Annotated in this window: 17 protein-coding genes and 1 pseudogene; 8 read left to right on the forward strand and 10 right to left on the reverse strand. The window is 67.9% G+C overall.

The annotated features are described in order from the left end of the window. Positions 1-193: 193 nt before the first annotated feature. The 5 genes from A5706_RS31250 to A5706_RS31270 form a co-directional block, all read right to left on the reverse strand. Positions 194-1,066, reverse strand: coding sequence for an enoyl-CoA hydratase-related protein (locus A5706_RS31250; RefSeq protein WP_068140376.1), 873 nt, complete (start codon positions 1,064-1,066; stop codon positions 194-196). An 18-nt stretch (positions 1,067-1,084) separates the two neighbouring features. Further along, positions 1,085-1,321, reverse strand: coding sequence for a lipoyl domain-containing protein (locus A5706_RS31255; RefSeq protein WP_068140379.1), 237 nt, complete (start codon positions 1,319-1,321; stop codon positions 1,085-1,087). Then, positions 1,314-2,312 (reverse strand): alpha-ketoacid dehydrogenase subunit beta, encoded by a 999-nt coding sequence (locus A5706_RS31260; protein ID WP_068140382.1) that lies wholly within the window; start codon positions 2,310-2,312, stop codon positions 1,314-1,316. Before A5706_RS31260 ends, A5706_RS31255 begins: the two co-directional genes overlap by 8 nt. A gap of 4 nt (positions 2,313-2,316) precedes the next feature. Continuing rightward, a complete protein-coding gene (locus A5706_RS31265) occupies positions 2,317-3,255 on the reverse strand; it encodes a thiamine pyrophosphate-dependent dehydrogenase E1 component subunit alpha (protein ID WP_156767432.1) in 939 nt (312 codons plus the stop codon). A gap of 97 nt (positions 3,256-3,352) precedes the next feature. Continuing rightward, entirely contained in the window at positions 3,353-4,219 is an 867-nt protein-coding gene (locus tag A5706_RS31270; protein ID WP_068140387.1) for a mycofactocin-coupled SDR family oxidoreductase, read from the reverse strand. 237 nt (positions 4,220-4,456) lie between these two features. Between A5706_RS31270 and A5706_RS31275 the strand changes: the two genes are divergently transcribed. Next, the gene (locus A5706_RS31275; protein ID WP_068140392.1) at positions 4,457-5,680 is read left to right on the forward strand and encodes a CaiB/BaiF CoA-transferase family protein; all 1,224 of its coding nucleotides are present in this window, start codon (positions 4,457-4,459) and stop codon (positions 5,678-5,680) included. 11 nt (positions 5,681-5,691) lie between these two features. On the opposite strand, the gene A5706_RS31280 is transcribed toward A5706_RS31275, so the two are convergent. Next, positions 5,692-6,066, reverse strand: a complete 375-nt coding sequence (locus A5706_RS31280) for a co-chaperone YbbN (protein ID WP_068140395.1) — start codon at positions 6,064-6,066, stop codon at positions 5,692-5,694. 123 nt (positions 6,067-6,189) lie between these two features. Here A5706_RS31280 and A5706_RS31285 point away from each other — a divergent pair, with 123 nt between their 5' ends. The 5 genes from A5706_RS31285 (at position 6,190) to A5706_RS31305 (ending at position 9,223) form a co-directional block, all read left to right on the forward strand. Beyond that, a complete protein-coding gene (locus tag A5706_RS31285) occupies positions 6,190-6,459 on the forward strand; it encodes a metal-sensitive transcriptional regulator (RefSeq protein WP_068140417.1) in 270 nt (89 codons plus the stop codon). A gap of 31 nt (positions 6,460-6,490) precedes the next feature. After that, complete coding sequence (locus A5706_RS31290) at positions 6,491-6,910, forward strand: DUF302 domain-containing protein (RefSeq protein WP_068140420.1); 420 nt, start codon at positions 6,491-6,493, stop codon at positions 6,908-6,910. Positions 6,911-6,916: 6 nt separating this feature from the next. Continuing rightward, positions 6,917-7,282, forward strand: coding sequence for a carboxymuconolactone decarboxylase family protein (locus tag A5706_RS31295; protein WP_068140397.1), 366 nt, complete (start codon positions 6,917-6,919; stop codon positions 7,280-7,282). A 118-nt stretch (positions 7,283-7,400) separates the two neighbouring features. Further along, positions 7,401-8,765: a wax ester/triacylglycerol synthase domain-containing protein gene (locus A5706_RS31300; RefSeq protein WP_068140424.1), complete on the forward strand. Its 1,365-nt coding sequence runs from the start codon at positions 7,401-7,403 to the stop codon at positions 8,763-8,765. Between the two features lie 191 nt (positions 8,766-8,956). Next, positions 8,957-9,223, forward strand: a complete 267-nt coding sequence (locus A5706_RS31305; RefSeq protein ID WP_068140400.1) for an ANTAR domain-containing protein — start codon at positions 8,957-8,959, stop codon at positions 9,221-9,223. A gap of 74 nt (positions 9,224-9,297) precedes the next feature. Here the strand turns inward: A5706_RS31305 and A5706_RS31310 are convergent, their stop codons facing one another. After that, positions 9,298-10,038 (reverse strand): IclR family transcriptional regulator, encoded by a 741-nt coding sequence (locus A5706_RS31310; RefSeq protein WP_068140402.1) that lies wholly within the window; start codon positions 10,036-10,038, stop codon positions 9,298-9,300. A gap of 84 nt (positions 10,039-10,122) precedes the next feature. Here A5706_RS31310 and A5706_RS31315 point away from each other — a divergent pair, with 84 nt between their 5' ends. Then, positions 10,123-11,463, forward strand: coding sequence for an FAD-binding oxidoreductase (locus A5706_RS31315; protein WP_068140406.1), 1,341 nt, complete (start codon positions 10,123-10,125; stop codon positions 11,461-11,463). Beyond that, on the forward strand, positions 11,463-12,257 hold the full coding sequence (locus A5706_RS31320) for a DAPG hydrolase family protein (protein ID WP_068140410.1): 795 nt from the start codon (positions 11,463-11,465) through the stop codon (positions 12,255-12,257). The genes A5706_RS31315 and A5706_RS31320 overlap by 1 nt, the downstream gene beginning before the upstream one ends. 79 nt (positions 12,258-12,336) lie before the next feature. On the opposite strand, the gene A5706_RS31325 is transcribed toward A5706_RS31320, so the two are convergent. The 3 genes and pseudogenes from A5706_RS31325 to A5706_RS33935 form a co-directional block, all read right to left on the reverse strand. Continuing rightward, positions 12,337-12,789 (reverse strand): hypothetical protein, encoded by a 453-nt coding sequence (locus A5706_RS31325; RefSeq protein ID WP_068112068.1) that lies wholly within the window; start codon positions 12,787-12,789, stop codon positions 12,337-12,339. 177 nt (positions 12,790-12,966) lie between these two features. Continuing rightward, on the reverse strand, positions 12,967-13,311 hold the full coding sequence (locus A5706_RS31330; RefSeq protein WP_068140414.1) for a DUF732 domain-containing protein: 345 nt from the start codon (positions 13,309-13,311) through the stop codon (positions 12,967-12,969). A 119-nt stretch (positions 13,312-13,430) separates the two neighbouring features. After that, a pseudogene (locus A5706_RS33935) lies at positions 13,431-13,908 on the reverse strand (DUF4407 domain-containing protein); the annotation flags it as partial.

The raw sequence follows: 13,908 nt of genomic DNA on the forward strand, positions 1-13,908 counted from the left end.
GTCAATCCTCGCGTCGGGATCCACGTGTCCGTCGGGAGCGCCCTGCCGGGCTGGGTCGCCTACGACGACGCGTTGGCTCTTTTGGTACAGGTCGCCGTAAGTGATCGTGCCGCCGTCCGCGACGACGAGCGCCGGCGACTCGGCGGCGGTGCTCGCGTGGTCGGCGATGTTCACCAGCGGACCTCGCGAGGGCTCAACTCGCCGGCGCGCCGTCGGTGGCCGAGGCCGCCGCCGCCTGGCGCCGGGCCTGCTCGGACGGCAGCACCTTGTCCTTGAAGACCGTCTGGATCAGTTGCTGTACGTCCTTGCTGAGCGCCGACAGCGCGACCAGATCGTTGGAGCTCTGCCAGTGCACGCGCATGCCCATCAGCTCCCAGGCCCGCTTCAGGTTGGCCTTGGTGGCCAGCAGCGTCGTCATCGGCGCCTGGGCGATGTGGCGGGCGATGGCGTCGGCCCGCGATTCCAGTTGGTCGCGGGGAACGACCTCGTTGACCAGGCCGACCTCCAGCGCCTTCTTCGCGTCGATGACCTCGGCCAGGTACAGGTAGTACGCCGCGCGCCGCCAGTTCATGAAAACCCATGGCTCGATTGAGCATTCGCCGGACGGCATGCCGAAGCCCTGCAGCGGCGGATAGGAGAAGTACGCGTCCTCGGCGGCGATGACGATGTCGGTGGTCAGCCCGTAATGCGTGCCGCCGCCGACGCAATAGCCGTGCACGGCCGCGATGGTCGGCTTGGAGAACTCCCAGAGGTTCAGGATCGGCTTGACGAACAGGTCGGTCTGCGGCTTCCAGGGTGTTCCCATCACCTGTGCGGCTTCGACCATCGCCGGATAGTCGACGGAGTTGTTGCCGATGGCGTGCCCGGAGCAGAAGCCCTTTCCGTTGGCTTTGAGGATCAGCACCTTGATGTCGTAGTCGCGGTCGGCGTCCAGTAGTGCGGCGTCGACCTCCTCGGACAGCTTCTGGTCCTGGGCGTTCGCCTTCTCGGGCCAGTTGAGCGTGACGCGTGCTATCGGGCCTTCCTTTTCGTAGACGATTCTCTCGCGGGTCTCGTTGAGATCCATGTGTTTTGCGTCCCTTTCTTATGACGTTATGACGCCGATTTCGGCGCCGATGTCGTAGGTGGTCCCGACCTGTCCGGTCCACTGCACGATGCCCGAGGCACCGGCCTCGACTTCCTGCTCCACCTTCTCGGTGGCGATCACATAGATGGGCGTGCCCTCCTCCACGCGCTCGCCGGCGTCGACGAGAAGGCCGGTGAGCTCGGCCTCCGACACGGCCACCGACACGCGCGGGATACGAATGACGAAGTCAGCCATGAACTTTGGCCCGGTCTAAGGTTCGCTGGGCCGCGGCGACGATGCGCGCCGGCGACGGGTACACCTGCGCCTCGAGCGCCGCGGCGGCCGGGTTGGGGACGAACCGGGCGGCGACGCGCTCGATGGGCGCGGCCAGCTCCCCGAACAACTCCGACTGCAGGGTGGCGGCGATTTCGGCCCCGGGGCCGGCGAATTGGACGGCGTCGTGCACGACCACGACCCTCCCTGTGCGGCGCGCGGATTCAACAATGGTTTCGACGTCGAGGGGCACCAGCGTGCGAAGGTCGACGACCTCGGCGCTGACACCCTGTTCTGCCAGCGTGTCCGCCGCCGCGAGCGCGTCGTGCACGGGGCGCCCGTAGGCGATCAGCGTTACGTCGGTGCCGGGCCGCTTGACGTCGGCCTGGCCCAGGGGGATCGAGAACCCGGGTTCGACGGGCACGGGACCCTTCTTGCCCTGCAGCCGGATCGTCTCGACGAAGAGGCAGGGGTCCTCGTCGAAGATCGCCGATGTGAGAAGGCCTTTCCCGTCGCGCGGGGTGGACGGGACGATCACCTTCATGCCGGGGATGTGCATGAACCACGCCTCCAGGCTCTGCGAGTGCGTGGCGCCGGTGGCGAGCCCGGCGTAGACCTGCGTGCGGATGGTGATCGGCGCCGTCGTCCGCCCGGCCGTCATGAACCGCAATTTCGCGGCGTTGTTGATCAGCTGGTCGGCGGCGATGCCGATGAAGTCCATGATCATGATCTCGGCCACCGGCAGCATCCCGTCGATCGCCGCACCGATCGCGGCACCGACGATCGCGGCCTCGGAGATGGGCGTGTCCAGCACGCGTTCGTGGCCGTACTTCGTCGACAGCCCCGCCGTCGGTCCCGAGGCGCCGGGATCGGCGATGTCCTCACCGAGCAGGAAGACGCGATCGTCGGCCGCGAGCGCCTCGTCGAGCGCGAGGTTCAGCGCCTCGCGCATCGTCATCTCTTTGTCGGCCATGCGTTTACACCGGGTACCTGATCGGGGTCGCGTACACGTCGCGGTCGAGTTCGTCGATCGAGGGCCACTCGGCGGCCATGACAGTCGCGAGCGCGTTCTCCACCGTCGCCGACGCCTCCTGGTCGATGCGGTCGAGCTCGTCGGCGCCGCAGATGCCGGCTTGGGCGAGGTGGTTGCGGAACCGCGGCACCGGATCGGCCGCCATAGCCGCGGCCAGTTGCTCCTTGGGGATGTAGGGCATCCGGTCGCCGAAGTAGTGGCCGCGGAAGCGGAACGTCACGCACTCGATGAACGTGGGTCCCGCGCCGGCGCGAGCCCGCCGCAGCGCGTCGTCCAGAGCCGATTTCACCGCCAGCGGATCGTTGCCGTCGAGGCGCACCCCCGGCATGCCGTAGCCGGCCGCCCGTTCGGCGACGTGCTCGAGCTTCATCGTGTCCGAGGTCGGCGTCATCTCGGCGAACAAATTGTTCTGGCACACAAAGACCATCGGCAGGTCCCACAGCGCGGCCATGTTGGCGGCTTCGTGGAACGAGCCGGTGTTGGTAGCGCCGTCGCCGAAGCTGACTACCGTCACGCGGTCGAGACCCTTGCGCTTGCCGGCCATCGCCAGCCCCACGGCCACCGGCGGTCCGGCGCCGACGATCCCGGTCGAGAGCATGACGCCCTTGGCGGGGTTGGCGATGTGCATCGTCCCGCCCTTGCCGCGGCTCGCGCCGGCCGTGCGCCCCATCATCTCCCCGTAGATCTCCTCGAGCGGGACCCCCTTGCCGATCAGGTCGTGCAGCCCGCGGTAGGTCGTCACCAGCTGGTCGTCGGGCCGAAGCGACGCCCCCATCGCGGCGGCGATGGCCTCCTGGCCGCGCGACGGCCAGTACACGCACATGAACTCGCCGGTGCCGATGCCCTTGGAAAGCCGATCGTCGGCCGCCTTCATCAGGACCATGAGTTCGTAGAGGCGACGCGGAACGTCTTTTGCAGAGTCGCTAGCGGATCGAGCGTCGCTCACCGAGTCCCCTCCACTTCCGTTGCGCGGCAAAGTCTTACGTGCCCGACCACGGCTTGACCTTCAGGAAGCCGCCCCCGTCCACACGGAGCTGCTGGCCGGTGACATAGCGCGCCGCGTCCGAGGCGAGGAACAACACGGCCTCGCTGATGTCCTCGGGCTCGACGTAGGGGATGGGCATCGCCTGGACCACCGGGAAGACCGGTTCGGCGTCCTCGCGCTTGGGTTCGGCCAGGTCCGGCCGGAACGCGCGGTACATCGGTGCGCTGTGCAGCATGTCGGTGTTGACATTCGTCGGGTGCACCGCGTTCATCCGGATGCTGAAGGGCGCGAGCGCCAGGGCGAAGTCGTGCACATAATGCGCGGCAGCCAGTTTCGCGAAGGCGTAGCCGGCTCCTCCGGGGCCGCCGGACACGCCGCCGCCGGTGTTCAGCGACGACATGAACGCCGCGTTGGACCCGATCACGATGATCGACGCCCCGGCTTGCAGATGTTTGAGGCTCGCGTGCACCAGGTTGAGCACCCCGAGCAGGTCGACGTCGACGGCGTCGGCGAACGCCTGGGGCGGAAGGCCCGCGGTGAGCGGGCAGATGCCGGCGTTGGCCACGACGATGTCTAGACGGCCGAACTCGGCCACGCCCTGATCGATCGCGGCGGCCAGGGCCACCCGGTCGCGCACGTCCGCGATCGCCGTGTGCGCGCGCTGCCCTTCCTTTTCGACCAGCCGCGCCGTTTCGTCGAGATCCTCCGGCCGGGCCAACGGGTACTCGTTGGTTTCGATGTCCGCGCAGATGTCCACCGCGATGATGTCGGCACCCTCCGCGGCCAGCAGCCGCGCATGCGAACGCCCCTGCCCGCGTGCGGCCCCGCTGATCAAGGCCACCTTGCCCGTCACCCTGCCCATATCCTGCCCTAACCCGTCAAAGCCCTACATCAGCGACCCACGTTGGGGGCCAAAGCTATTCGTTGCAAAGAATCGGGAAGGCGCATTAACCGCAGCGCGGGGCGGGGTGGGACCCATGGTCTGCCCCATCGCATCTCTTCCACGAAAACCGCGCGTGGCCGCAGCCGGGCTGTCGATATCCCTTAGAGTAGCTAGAATACTTAAAATAGCAAGAAAGGCGGGGTCGCCTTGTCCGGGGTGCGCGACGGTGTTCTTCAAGGTGTCCGTGTGGTCGAGTTGGCGTCATGGACCTACGTGCCGTCGGCGGGGGCGGCCCTGTCGGACTGGGGCGCCGACGTGATCAAGGTGGAGGGCGTCACCGCGGGGGATCCTGGACGCGCGCTCGTGGTCGGTGGCTTCACCCGCGAAGCGGCCCGCCCGGACGCCGACTTCATCCTCGAGTTGGGCAACCGCGGGAAACGCAGCATCGCCATCGACATCAAGTCCGAGGTGGGCCGCGACCTGTTCGGCCGCTTGTTGGCCAGCGCGGACGTGTTCCTGACCAACTGGCTGCCCGGCGCGCTCGAGCGGGCCCGGCTCACCGTCGAGGACGTCCGGGGGTTCAACCCGAAGATCATCATCGCGCGCGGCACCGGGCTGGGGGTCCGCGGTCCGGACCGGGATCGCGGAGGGTTCGACGCCGCCACCTACTTGGCCCGCGGCGGGGTGGCCTACACACTCACGCCGTTCGGCACCGACACGCCGGCGGTCCAGGGCCCGGCGTTCGGCGACCTGCAGGGTGGTGCGACGCTCGCCGGCGGCGTGTGTGCCGCGTTGTTTCACCGGGAGCGGACCGGCGAACCGACAATCGTCGATTCTTCACTGCTGGCGCAGGCGATGTGGGCGATCGCGCCGTCGATCTCTGCGGCCGACTTCTTCGACATCGACGGCATCCCGGGCGCCCCGCCCGGGCTGGCCATCAATCCCCTGGTGAACCGGTACAAGACAAAGGACGGCAGGTGGATTCAGCTGGTCTTCCTGCAGCCCGACAAGTTCTGGGCGGGCTTCTGTGAGCGGATGGGCCTGGGCGAGTTGGCCACCGACGAGCGGTTTGTGCCGTCGAGCAACCTGATCGCCAATGCGGCCGCGGCGACCGAGATCTTCGCGAACGCGTTCGCGCGCAACGACCTTGCGCACTGGCGAAAGGTGCTCGCGGACGAACCCGGGGTGTGGGGCGCCCTCGCGACACCGCGGGAGACCCTCAACGACCCGCAGGTGGAACCCAACGGCTACGTGGTGACCAACGTCGACGACCACGGCGAGAAATACCGGATCGTCGCGGCGCCCGTTCAATTCGACGAGACGCCGCCGGCGCCCGCCCGCGCCCCGGAGCACGGGCAGCACACCGAGGAGATCCTGCTCGAGCTCGACGTCGACTGGGACGACATCGCCACGGCGAAGGACCGCGGGGCCATCCTCTGAGGCCCCGCGCGTCACCGGGCCGCGGCGGCCTTGCGGGCGGCGATTTTGGCCCGCACCACCCCCATGTCCAGCGACTTGACCTGGGCAATGAGGTCCTCCAGGGCGACCGGTGGCATGGCGCCGGGTTGGCTGTAGACCAGAATGCCGTCGCGAAACGCCATGATCGTCGGCACGGAACGAATACCCAGCGCGGCCGCCAGTTCGAGCTCGGCCTGGGTGTCGACCTTGGCGTGCACGACGTCGGGATGCGACTGCGCCGATCGATCGTATACGGGCGCGAAGGCCCGGCAGGGCGCGCAGTAGCCGGCCCAAAAATCAACCAGCACAAGCGGGTTGTCGAGGATCGTTGGTTCGAATGTCGCGTAGGTGATGTCGGTCGTCGGCATCGTCGGCTCCTTTCGGCTCGGTGTCCAGGGATGACAACTGATACCCTGTGGGGTATATTCTGATAGGTCGACTAATACCCCCTCGGGTACCATGTGGTGGCAAGGGGCGACGAAGGGATTCACATGATTGGTGATCAAGACAGCATCGCCGCGGTGCTCAACCGGCTGCGCCGCGCCCAAGGGCAACTGGCCGGGGTGATCTCGATGATCGAGCAGGGGCGCGACTGCAAGGACGTCGTCACCCAGCTCGCGGCGGTTTCGCGCGCGCTGGATCGCGCCGGGTTCAAGATCGTCGCGACCGGGTTGAAGGAATGCGTCACGGGTAGCACCGCCGACGGCTCGGCGCCGCTGAGCGAGGCCGAGCTGGAGAAGCTTTTCCTGGCGCTCGCCTGAGCGCAATCTGGGACGAATGGAAGGAACCATGATGGACATCGCAATCGCTACGCCGCTGCACACCTCATTTGAGGACGCGGTCGCGCGCACCCGCGAGGCGCTCGCGGAGCAGGGCTTCGGTGTACTCACCGAAATCGACGTGAAGGCCACGATGAAGGCCAAACTCGGCCACGACATGGAGGACTACCTGATCCTCGGCGCCTGCAACCCGCCGCTGGCGCATCGCGCCGTGCAGGCCAATCGCCAGATCGGTCTGCTGCTGCCGTGCAACGTCGTCGTGCGTGCCGACCCGCAGGACGCCGGCGCGGTGCTCGTCGAGGCGATGAATCCCGGCCTGCTGGTGGAGGTCACCGGTGAGCCGGAACTGCGTCCGGTCGCCGAAGAGGTCGGTGACCGGCTGCGAGCGGCGATCGAGTCACTCAAGAGCGCTTCGCCGGTGACCGCCGAGTAGGCCGCCATGTCAGACCAACATCATCATCATCACGAGGTCCTGCAGGAGTTGCTGCCCCAGCACCGGGAGCTGCGTAAGCAAATCCCCGAGGTGTACAAGGGGTTTGCTGCGCTGAGCGGTGCGGCCCTGGCCGATGGGGCGCTGAGCCACAAGGTCAAGGAGCTGTTGGCGCTGGCGATCGGGATCGTCCAGGGCTGCGACGGGTGCATCGCCTCGCACGCGCAGGCGGCCGCCCGTGCGGGCGCCACCCGGGAGGAGGCCGCGGAGGCCATCGGCGTCACCATCCTCATGCACGGCGGGCCCGCCACCATTTACGGCGCTCGGGCTTATACGGCCTTCTGCGAATTCGCCGATGCGGAGCCGGGGGCATGACCCCGCGGCATTAGACGCCCGGACGAATGGCCCGATGTCGTGGGACCAAAGTCATTGGCTGCCAATGATGTGCTGACCTTTGCCGTCGCGAGTCGTAGGTTTGGGCCTGGAGCACACCATGACTGCATTTCTGCGCAACAGCGACGCGTTCACGTGGGCGATGGAAACCGATCCGCGGCTGCGATCGACCGTGGTCAGCGTCGTGTTGCTGGAGCGGTCGCCGGACTGGGACGAGGTGCGCGCGCGATTCGACCTGATCAGCCGAAAGCTTCCGATGTTTCGGCAGCGGGTGATCCCCTCCCCGCCCCCGGCCCCGCCCCGCTGGGAATACGCCCCCGATTTCGACCTCGATTACCACGTCCGGCGCGGCGTGGCGCCGGGGGGCGGCAGGCTCGACGACGTGCTCGAGATGGCTCGATTGGCCGAGATGCAGGACTTCGACAGGGCCCGCGCGCTCTGGGAGACGACCTTCATCGACGGCCTGGAAAACGGTGGCGCGGCGATGATTTGCAAGTTCCACCATGCCCTCACCGACGGGATCGGCGGCGTGCAAATCGCGATGAACCTGTTCAACCTCTCCGAGGACCTGTGTGAGCACGAGCCGCTGCCGCCCGAGCCGGAGGCGTCCAGGCCGTCGTGGGTCACCGGGTACCGGGACACCTGGCGCTACAACGCCGGCCTGCTCGCGAACGCCGTTGCCGGCGCGGCCAAAGCGGCACCACGGCTGGTCTACGACGGTGTGCGCCGGCCCGTCGCGACGGTCAGATCGGCGGCGGCCATCGCGGGGTCGGTCTATCGGACCGTTCGGCCGATAACTCGCACCGGCTCTCCGCTGGTGACCGACCGCGGCCTGATCCGGCATCTCATGGTGCACGAGGTACCCATGCCGCAACTGCGCGACGCGGCGCATCGTGCGGGTGGGGCGCTGAACGATGCATTCGTCGCCGGGGTCGCCGGCGGGCTGCGCCGATACCACGAGAAACACGGCGTCGCGATCGGCGACCTGCACCTCACGATGCCGATCAGCCTCCGGACCAAGGCCGACGATATGGGCGGAAACCGGATCACGCTGATGCGTTTCGACGTGCCCGCGGGCGAGGCCGACCCGGCGGCGCGCATCGAGGAAATCCATCAGCGCGCCGGTGCGGTGCGCAACGAGAAATCCGTCCCCTACACACAGCTGATCGCCGGCGCACTCAACCTGATGCCGCGCTGGTACATCGGCTCGGTGCTGCGCCACGTCGATTTCCTCGCCAGCGACGTGCCGGGGGTGCCGGTGCCGGTCTTTTTGGGCGGCGCACCGGTGCGCGCGCAGTACGCCTTCGGGCCGACCATCGGCGCGGCCGTCAACGTCACGCTGCTCACCTATGTCGACACGTGCGCGTTGGGCATCGACGTCGACACCACTGCCATACCGGATTTCGACGTCTTCTACGACGCCCTGGTGGCCGGCTTCGACGAAGTATTGGCTCTCGCAGGCTGATTCGCGCATCCCGGATCGGTCACAAGCCCATATCGATTCCAGCGCTGCTCTGGCACAACGCCCTTCGATCCACAAATCATGGCATAGGGCGCCTTTTAGGGGACAAGGCGCGACGATGCGTACCGCACGGGCTTTGTGGCCGCCATTCGCGTGGCGGATCCCGTTCGGGCGCAACAGGAGGTATCGACAGCATGACGGCGTACGGCCCGAACTCCGGCCGCATTCTGGACACCGCGCGGGGAATCTTGATCGGACTTCGCCGATGCCCTTCGCACGTGGCTTTGGACGAATTGCACAGTGCCGCTTTGCGTCACAAGGTTCCGGTGTTCGCCATGGCATGGGCGCTCGTCCACCTGGCGGGCGAGGGCGAGAAGACGCCGAGCTTCACCGACGCACAGTCCGCCGCTCGGCACGAGTGGGGATCTCTGTTCGCCAAGTCGGCGGCTGTGAGCTGCTGAGCGCGGGCTAGGGACGTGGCGCCGGCCGGGGTCCCGGGGGGTACCGCGGCCGTCGCCAGCCAGCTGTTCACAAATCAACGCGTCCATGCGGGCGAGTCGGCCGCCGCGCGCAATGCGGTGAGGATGCGCTGCTCCTTTTCGCGAAAGCGTGCGGTGGGAGCTGGCACCGAGATCGCGACCACGTTGTCGCCGGCGGTGCGCCGCGCGATGGCGGCGGCCGAGATTCCCCGGGTGTGCTCGTCGCGGTCGAAAGCGACACCGGTGCGCCTGATCTCGGCCACCTCGTCGCGCAGCGCCCCGGTCGCACCGGGACCCAAGCGAGCGAGGACGGCCTCGGCCTCCGCGACGCCGAGCGCCGCCAGCGCCGCTTTGCCGTTCGCGGTCGATTCCAGCGGGAATCGGACACCGACGGCCGAGACCGCGCGCAGCCGATGCGGCGATTCGATCTGGTCGACGAACCACATCCGCTGACCCCGCAGTATCGACAGATCGACCGTTTCGCCGTCGGTGGCGCTCGCCACCTGTTCGATCGTCGGGCGAAAGATCGCCGCGATCTGTTCCCCGTCGGCCCCGCCGAAACCCAGCAGGCGGTCGCCGAGTGAAAAGTGACCCTGGGCATCGACGTTCGCCAAGCCCACCTCCACCATGCCGACCAGCAAGCGGCGAACTGTCGACTTGGCCAGCCCGAGCCGCTCGCCGAGGTCGACCAGGCGCAGCCGCCCCGGCTCGGCCGCGATCTCGTCCAGCGCGGCCGCGGCCCGGCGCAAGACCTGGATTCCTTCGTCGCGACCGGTTGGCAAAATGTTCCCCCTCAGACACTCTTATTCGGCACGCGTCCACTATAGTGATCCGCATCGCGGACTACAAAGACCCGAAATGCGGATCAAAGGAGTTCCCACATGGGCGCGCTACCAGCCGGGCGGCACTTTTTCCGGGGCGATGACGGGTACGAGGCCGCCCGGCGCGGCACGGTGTGGCATGAGCGAGTGCCCGAACGCTACCCCGAGGTGATCGTCCAGGCCGTCGACGCCGCGGAGATCATCGCCGGCATCCGCTATGCCAAGGCCAACGGACACAAGGTCAGCATCGTGTCGGGCGGGCACAGCTTTGCCGCCAGCCATCTGCGTGACGGGGCCGTCCTGCTCGACGTCAGCCGCCTGGATCACGTCACGGTCGACGCCGAAAAGGGCCTCGCCGTCGTCGGTCCGGGCAAGGGGGGCAGCCTGCTCATGGCCGACCTGGAGGAGCACGGACTGTTCTTTCCCGGCGGCCACTGCAAGGGCGTCTGCGTCGGCGGCTACCTGCTGCAGGGCGGCTACGGCTGGAACAGCCGCATCTTCGGCCCCGCGTGCGAGAGCGTCGTCGGCCTGGACGTCATTACCGCCGAGGGCGAGCAGATCCATTGCGACGCAGACAATCACGCCGATCTTTACTGGGCCGCCCGCGGGGCGGGCCCGGGTTTCTTCGGGGTCGTCACGTCGTTCTACCTGAAGCTGTATCCGCGCCCGGCCGTCTGCGGCACCAGCGTCTACGTCTATCCGTGGGACCTCGCCGACGAGGTCTACACCTGGGCCCGCGGCATCAGCGCCGAGGTGGACCGCCGGGTGGAGATGCAGGCCATCGCCACCCGCAGCCTCCCGGAGATGGGCATCGACAGCCCAGCCGTCGCGTTCGCGTCCCCGGCGTTCGCCGACTCGGAGGAGGAGGCGCAACAGGCCCTCGCGATCTTCGGCACCTGCCCCGTCGTGGACAAAGCGCTCCTCGCCGTCCCGTACATGCCGAGCGACCTGCCCACCTGGTACACCGCCGTGATGACCCACTACCTGAACGACCACCGCTACACGGCCGACAACATGTGGACCTCCGCGTCCGCCGAGGAGCTGCTGCCGGGCATCCGGACGATCCTGCAAACCATGCCGCCCGCCCCGTCGCACTTCCTCTGGCTGAACTGGGGGCCGTCGCCGCCGCGCCAGGACATGGCCTACAGCGTGGAAGACGAGATCTACCTGGCGCTCTACGGCTCGTGGAAGGACGCCGCCGACGACGAGAAGTACGGCGATTGGGCCGGATCCAACATGGCGGCAATGTCGCACCTGGCCACCGGAATCCAGCTCGCCGACGAAAACCTGGGCAACCGGCCGGCGAAGTTCGCGACCGACGAGGCGATGGCGCGCCTGGACAAGGCGCGCGCCACCTATGACCCCGACGGATTGTTCAACAGTTGGATGGGAAGGCTCTGATGTCCGGCGAGAACTACCTGGGCTACCGCGGCGACGACGCGAACACGCCGTTCGGCAAGTTCTTCAAGCCCGAAATGGACCCGCTGCCAAAGCATGTCGTCGAGGCGCTCCAGCATGGCCCGCAGGGTGGGATGGCGCTGCTGGCGTTCGATGACGCCGCAACCGTCGCCGAGGAGGGGTACCAGCAGACCGAGAACGGCTACGGCGTCCTCGAGGACGGCAGCTTTCAGGTGTCGGTGCGCACCGACATGCCCGGGGTCAGCCCCGCGATGTGGGCGTGGTGGTTCGGCTGGCACGGTTGCGACACCCGCCGCTACAAGTTGTGGCACCCGCGGGCGCACCTGTCCGCCGTCTGGAAGGACGGCCAGGACGACCAGCGGTACATCGACCGCTGGTCAATGATCAGCGAGTACATCGGCTCGACATTGCTCAACGGCGCAATTCAATTCGTTGAGCCGACGACCCTGGGCTGCCCGCCCGACAGCGTGGACGCCGTGTCGATCTGCGCTCGGCTGGGCTCGGCCGACGCGCCGGTGGATACGGGATGGTTCATCCATCACATCCGTTCGACGCCCGACGGCGCAGAGATGCGATCACGGTTCTGGATGGGCGGACCGCACGTCGCGGTGCGCAACGCGCCGGACGTGGCGTCGCGGGCGGTTCGCCCGTTCGCATCGCGGGTGCTGGGCACCCCGGAGACGACCGCCCGCAACCTGCTGGTGCACTGTGCGCAGGAGATGAACCATCTGGCGGGCTTTCTGCCCGAGCTCTACGTCGCCTTCGCCGACGAATAGGGCTCGCGGTCGCGAGACTGCCACTGGCAAAACGTTTCTCGAGTGGCGCGTCGGTGTTTGCACCCTTGCGGCCTGGGCATCAAATCGACGGCGCCGCCGGCTGGTGTGGGGCACCGACCACCACGAATGCCTCGACCGTCGTGGCCTGCTCGAAGCCCTCCACCTCCACCCGCCACTCGTAAAGCCCGGGCTCGAGGGGTATTCCCGCGGGGATGTTGAGCGTGAGCGGCATCCGGACCGACGTGCCGTGGATCGCTCCCGGGGGACGCCCGGCCTCCGCCGAGGCTTCGAAAGAGATCCGCTGTGGCCCTTGCGTTCCCATCACCACCACCGGTTCACCGTCGGTGGTCAACAATTGACACGTCAGCTTGTGCGGTTTGTTGGTCTCGTCCCAGTCGATGTCCAGGAAAAGCACCAAAGCGAAAGCGGGCGTTGGTGTTTGACACTGCCGCCACCCGAGCCCGAGGGCATTGACCTTCCCGGATTGGACGTCGGCCTGCGCCGCGTCCGCAAGGAACAGGCTGATCTTCACGCCGGAGCCGCGATCGCCATAGCGGTTGTCACCGCGAGACCCTGCCCTGCCATCTCCGCCGCCTCGAGATCCACGAGATCCTTCCCCCGTCGTTATCCGGAGGATCATACCTTCGCGGGGGACCAGGCACCGCGGCCGCGCACCCGGGCGAGTGCCGTCGGTCGAAACGGGCGGTCGCTATGCGCCGGCGGGCTTCGGCGCTTCGCCTTCCTCGGTTTGGGTCAGCTTTTCGGGGCAGTACGCGGAGGCCGCGATCGCCGCGAACTTGGCGGCGCCGGGGCCTTGGAATCCCGGATTCTTCTCCTGCAAGGCCTTGACGATCTCCTCGCCCGTCATTCCGTCGTCGGCCGACTTGCACACCTGCTTGCCGGCGGTGATCGCACGGTCGGCATTCAGGTAGGTCAGCCCGGCCTGGTTAAGCGCGTTGAGGAAGCTTTGATCCTTGGCGTCAGGGTCGGCGTACGCCGGGGCGGCGGTACCGATCACCAGGGCGGCACTTGCCATCAACAGTACGAGTCTCATAGTTCGGAGATTCTCGCAAAGCGGGGCTGAGGGCGCCATCCGTTGCGGCCAACGGGACTTTAACGGCAGCTGGCCGCCCGATGAAAAATGCGAGGGAGTCACGCGCCGCGCCGGCGACGTCACTCCCCGGGCGGTAGCTGGCGCGGACCCTCGGGTGCGCGCAGCTCGCCCGGCCCGTCCCGCTGCGTCAGCTCGGCCTTGCGGTCGCGGCCCGCCACCGCCAGGCCCTCGACGTCCTTCGCGGCGATCGGGCGCCCCGAGCGCCGCTGGTGGCCGCCGACCCGGTGCGGTGTGCCCGCGCCGCGGTCGCCGCGCGAAGACGGGATCCGTGCGGTCGCGGGCGGGGCTTCGTCGGTCGCGGACCGCCGCGGCGCCTGCTCACCGGGCTCGGTGCTTTCCGAGTCCAGCGTCACCTTGCGGGTGCGCTTCAGCGCGAAGGTGATCTCCTCAACCTCTTCGAACACGTGGCGCGCCGTGCGCAGCGGCTGGGTGGTGTTGTCGATGACCCGGGCGACAAATGGCGGGACCAGCGGGCGAATCCAGCGGGCGGCGGCCTTGGTGGCGTCCGGAAGCGATGGGATCAGCGGCGTTGCCCGC

This window comes from Mycobacterium sp. E796 (assembly GCF_001672815.1).
Classification (GTDB): Bacteria; Actinomycetota; Actinomycetes; order Mycobacteriales; family Mycobacteriaceae; genus Mycobacterium.

Bases quoted from the DNA above. Each gene is read 5' to 3' on its own strand.
- A5706_RS31305 (WP_068140400.1), top strand. From the start codon at position 8,957: ATGACGGCGTACGGCCCGAACTCCGGCCGCATTCTGGACACCGCGCGG.
- A5706_RS31270 (WP_068140387.1), bottom strand. From the start codon at position 4,219: ATGGGCAGGGTGACGGGCAAGGTGGCCTTGATCAGCGGGGCCGCACGC.
- A5706_RS31300 (WP_068140424.1), top strand. From the start codon at position 7,401: ATGACTGCATTTCTGCGCAACAGCGACGCGTTCACGTGGGCGATGGAA.
- A5706_RS31315 (WP_068140406.1), top strand. From the start codon at position 10,123: ATGGGCGCGCTACCAGCCGGGCGGCACTTTTTCCGGGGCGATGACGGG.
- A5706_RS31285 (WP_068140417.1), top strand. From the start codon at position 6,190: ATGATTGGTGATCAAGACAGCATCGCCGCGGTGCTCAACCGGCTGCGC.
- A5706_RS31330 (WP_068140414.1), bottom strand. From the start codon at position 13,311: ATGAGACTCGTACTGTTGATGGCAAGTGCCGCCCTGGTGATCGGTACC.
- A5706_RS31320 (WP_068140410.1), top strand. From the start codon at position 11,463: ATGTCCGGCGAGAACTACCTGGGCTACCGCGGCGACGACGCGAACACG.
- A5706_RS31260 (WP_068140382.1), bottom strand. From the start codon at position 2,312: ATGGCCGACAAAGAGATGACGATGCGCGAGGCGCTGAACCTCGCGCTC.
- A5706_RS31255 (WP_068140379.1), bottom strand. From the start codon at position 1,321: ATGGCTGACTTCGTCATTCGTATCCCGCGCGTGTCGGTGGCCGTGTCG.
- A5706_RS31265 (WP_156767432.1), bottom strand. From the start codon at position 3,255: ATGGTCCTGATGAAGGCGGCCGACGATCGGCTTTCCAAGGGCATCGGC.
- A5706_RS31295 (WP_068140397.1), top strand. From the start codon at position 6,917: ATGTCAGACCAACATCATCATCATCACGAGGTCCTGCAGGAGTTGCTG.
- A5706_RS31290 (WP_068140420.1), top strand. From the start codon at position 6,491: ATGGACATCGCAATCGCTACGCCGCTGCACACCTCATTTGAGGACGCG.
- A5706_RS31250 (WP_068140376.1), bottom strand. From the start codon at position 1,066: ATGGATCTCAACGAGACCCGCGAGAGAATCGTCTACGAAAAGGAAGGC.
- A5706_RS31280 (WP_068140395.1), bottom strand. From the start codon at position 6,066: ATGCCGACGACCGACATCACCTACGCGACATTCGAACCAACGATCCTC.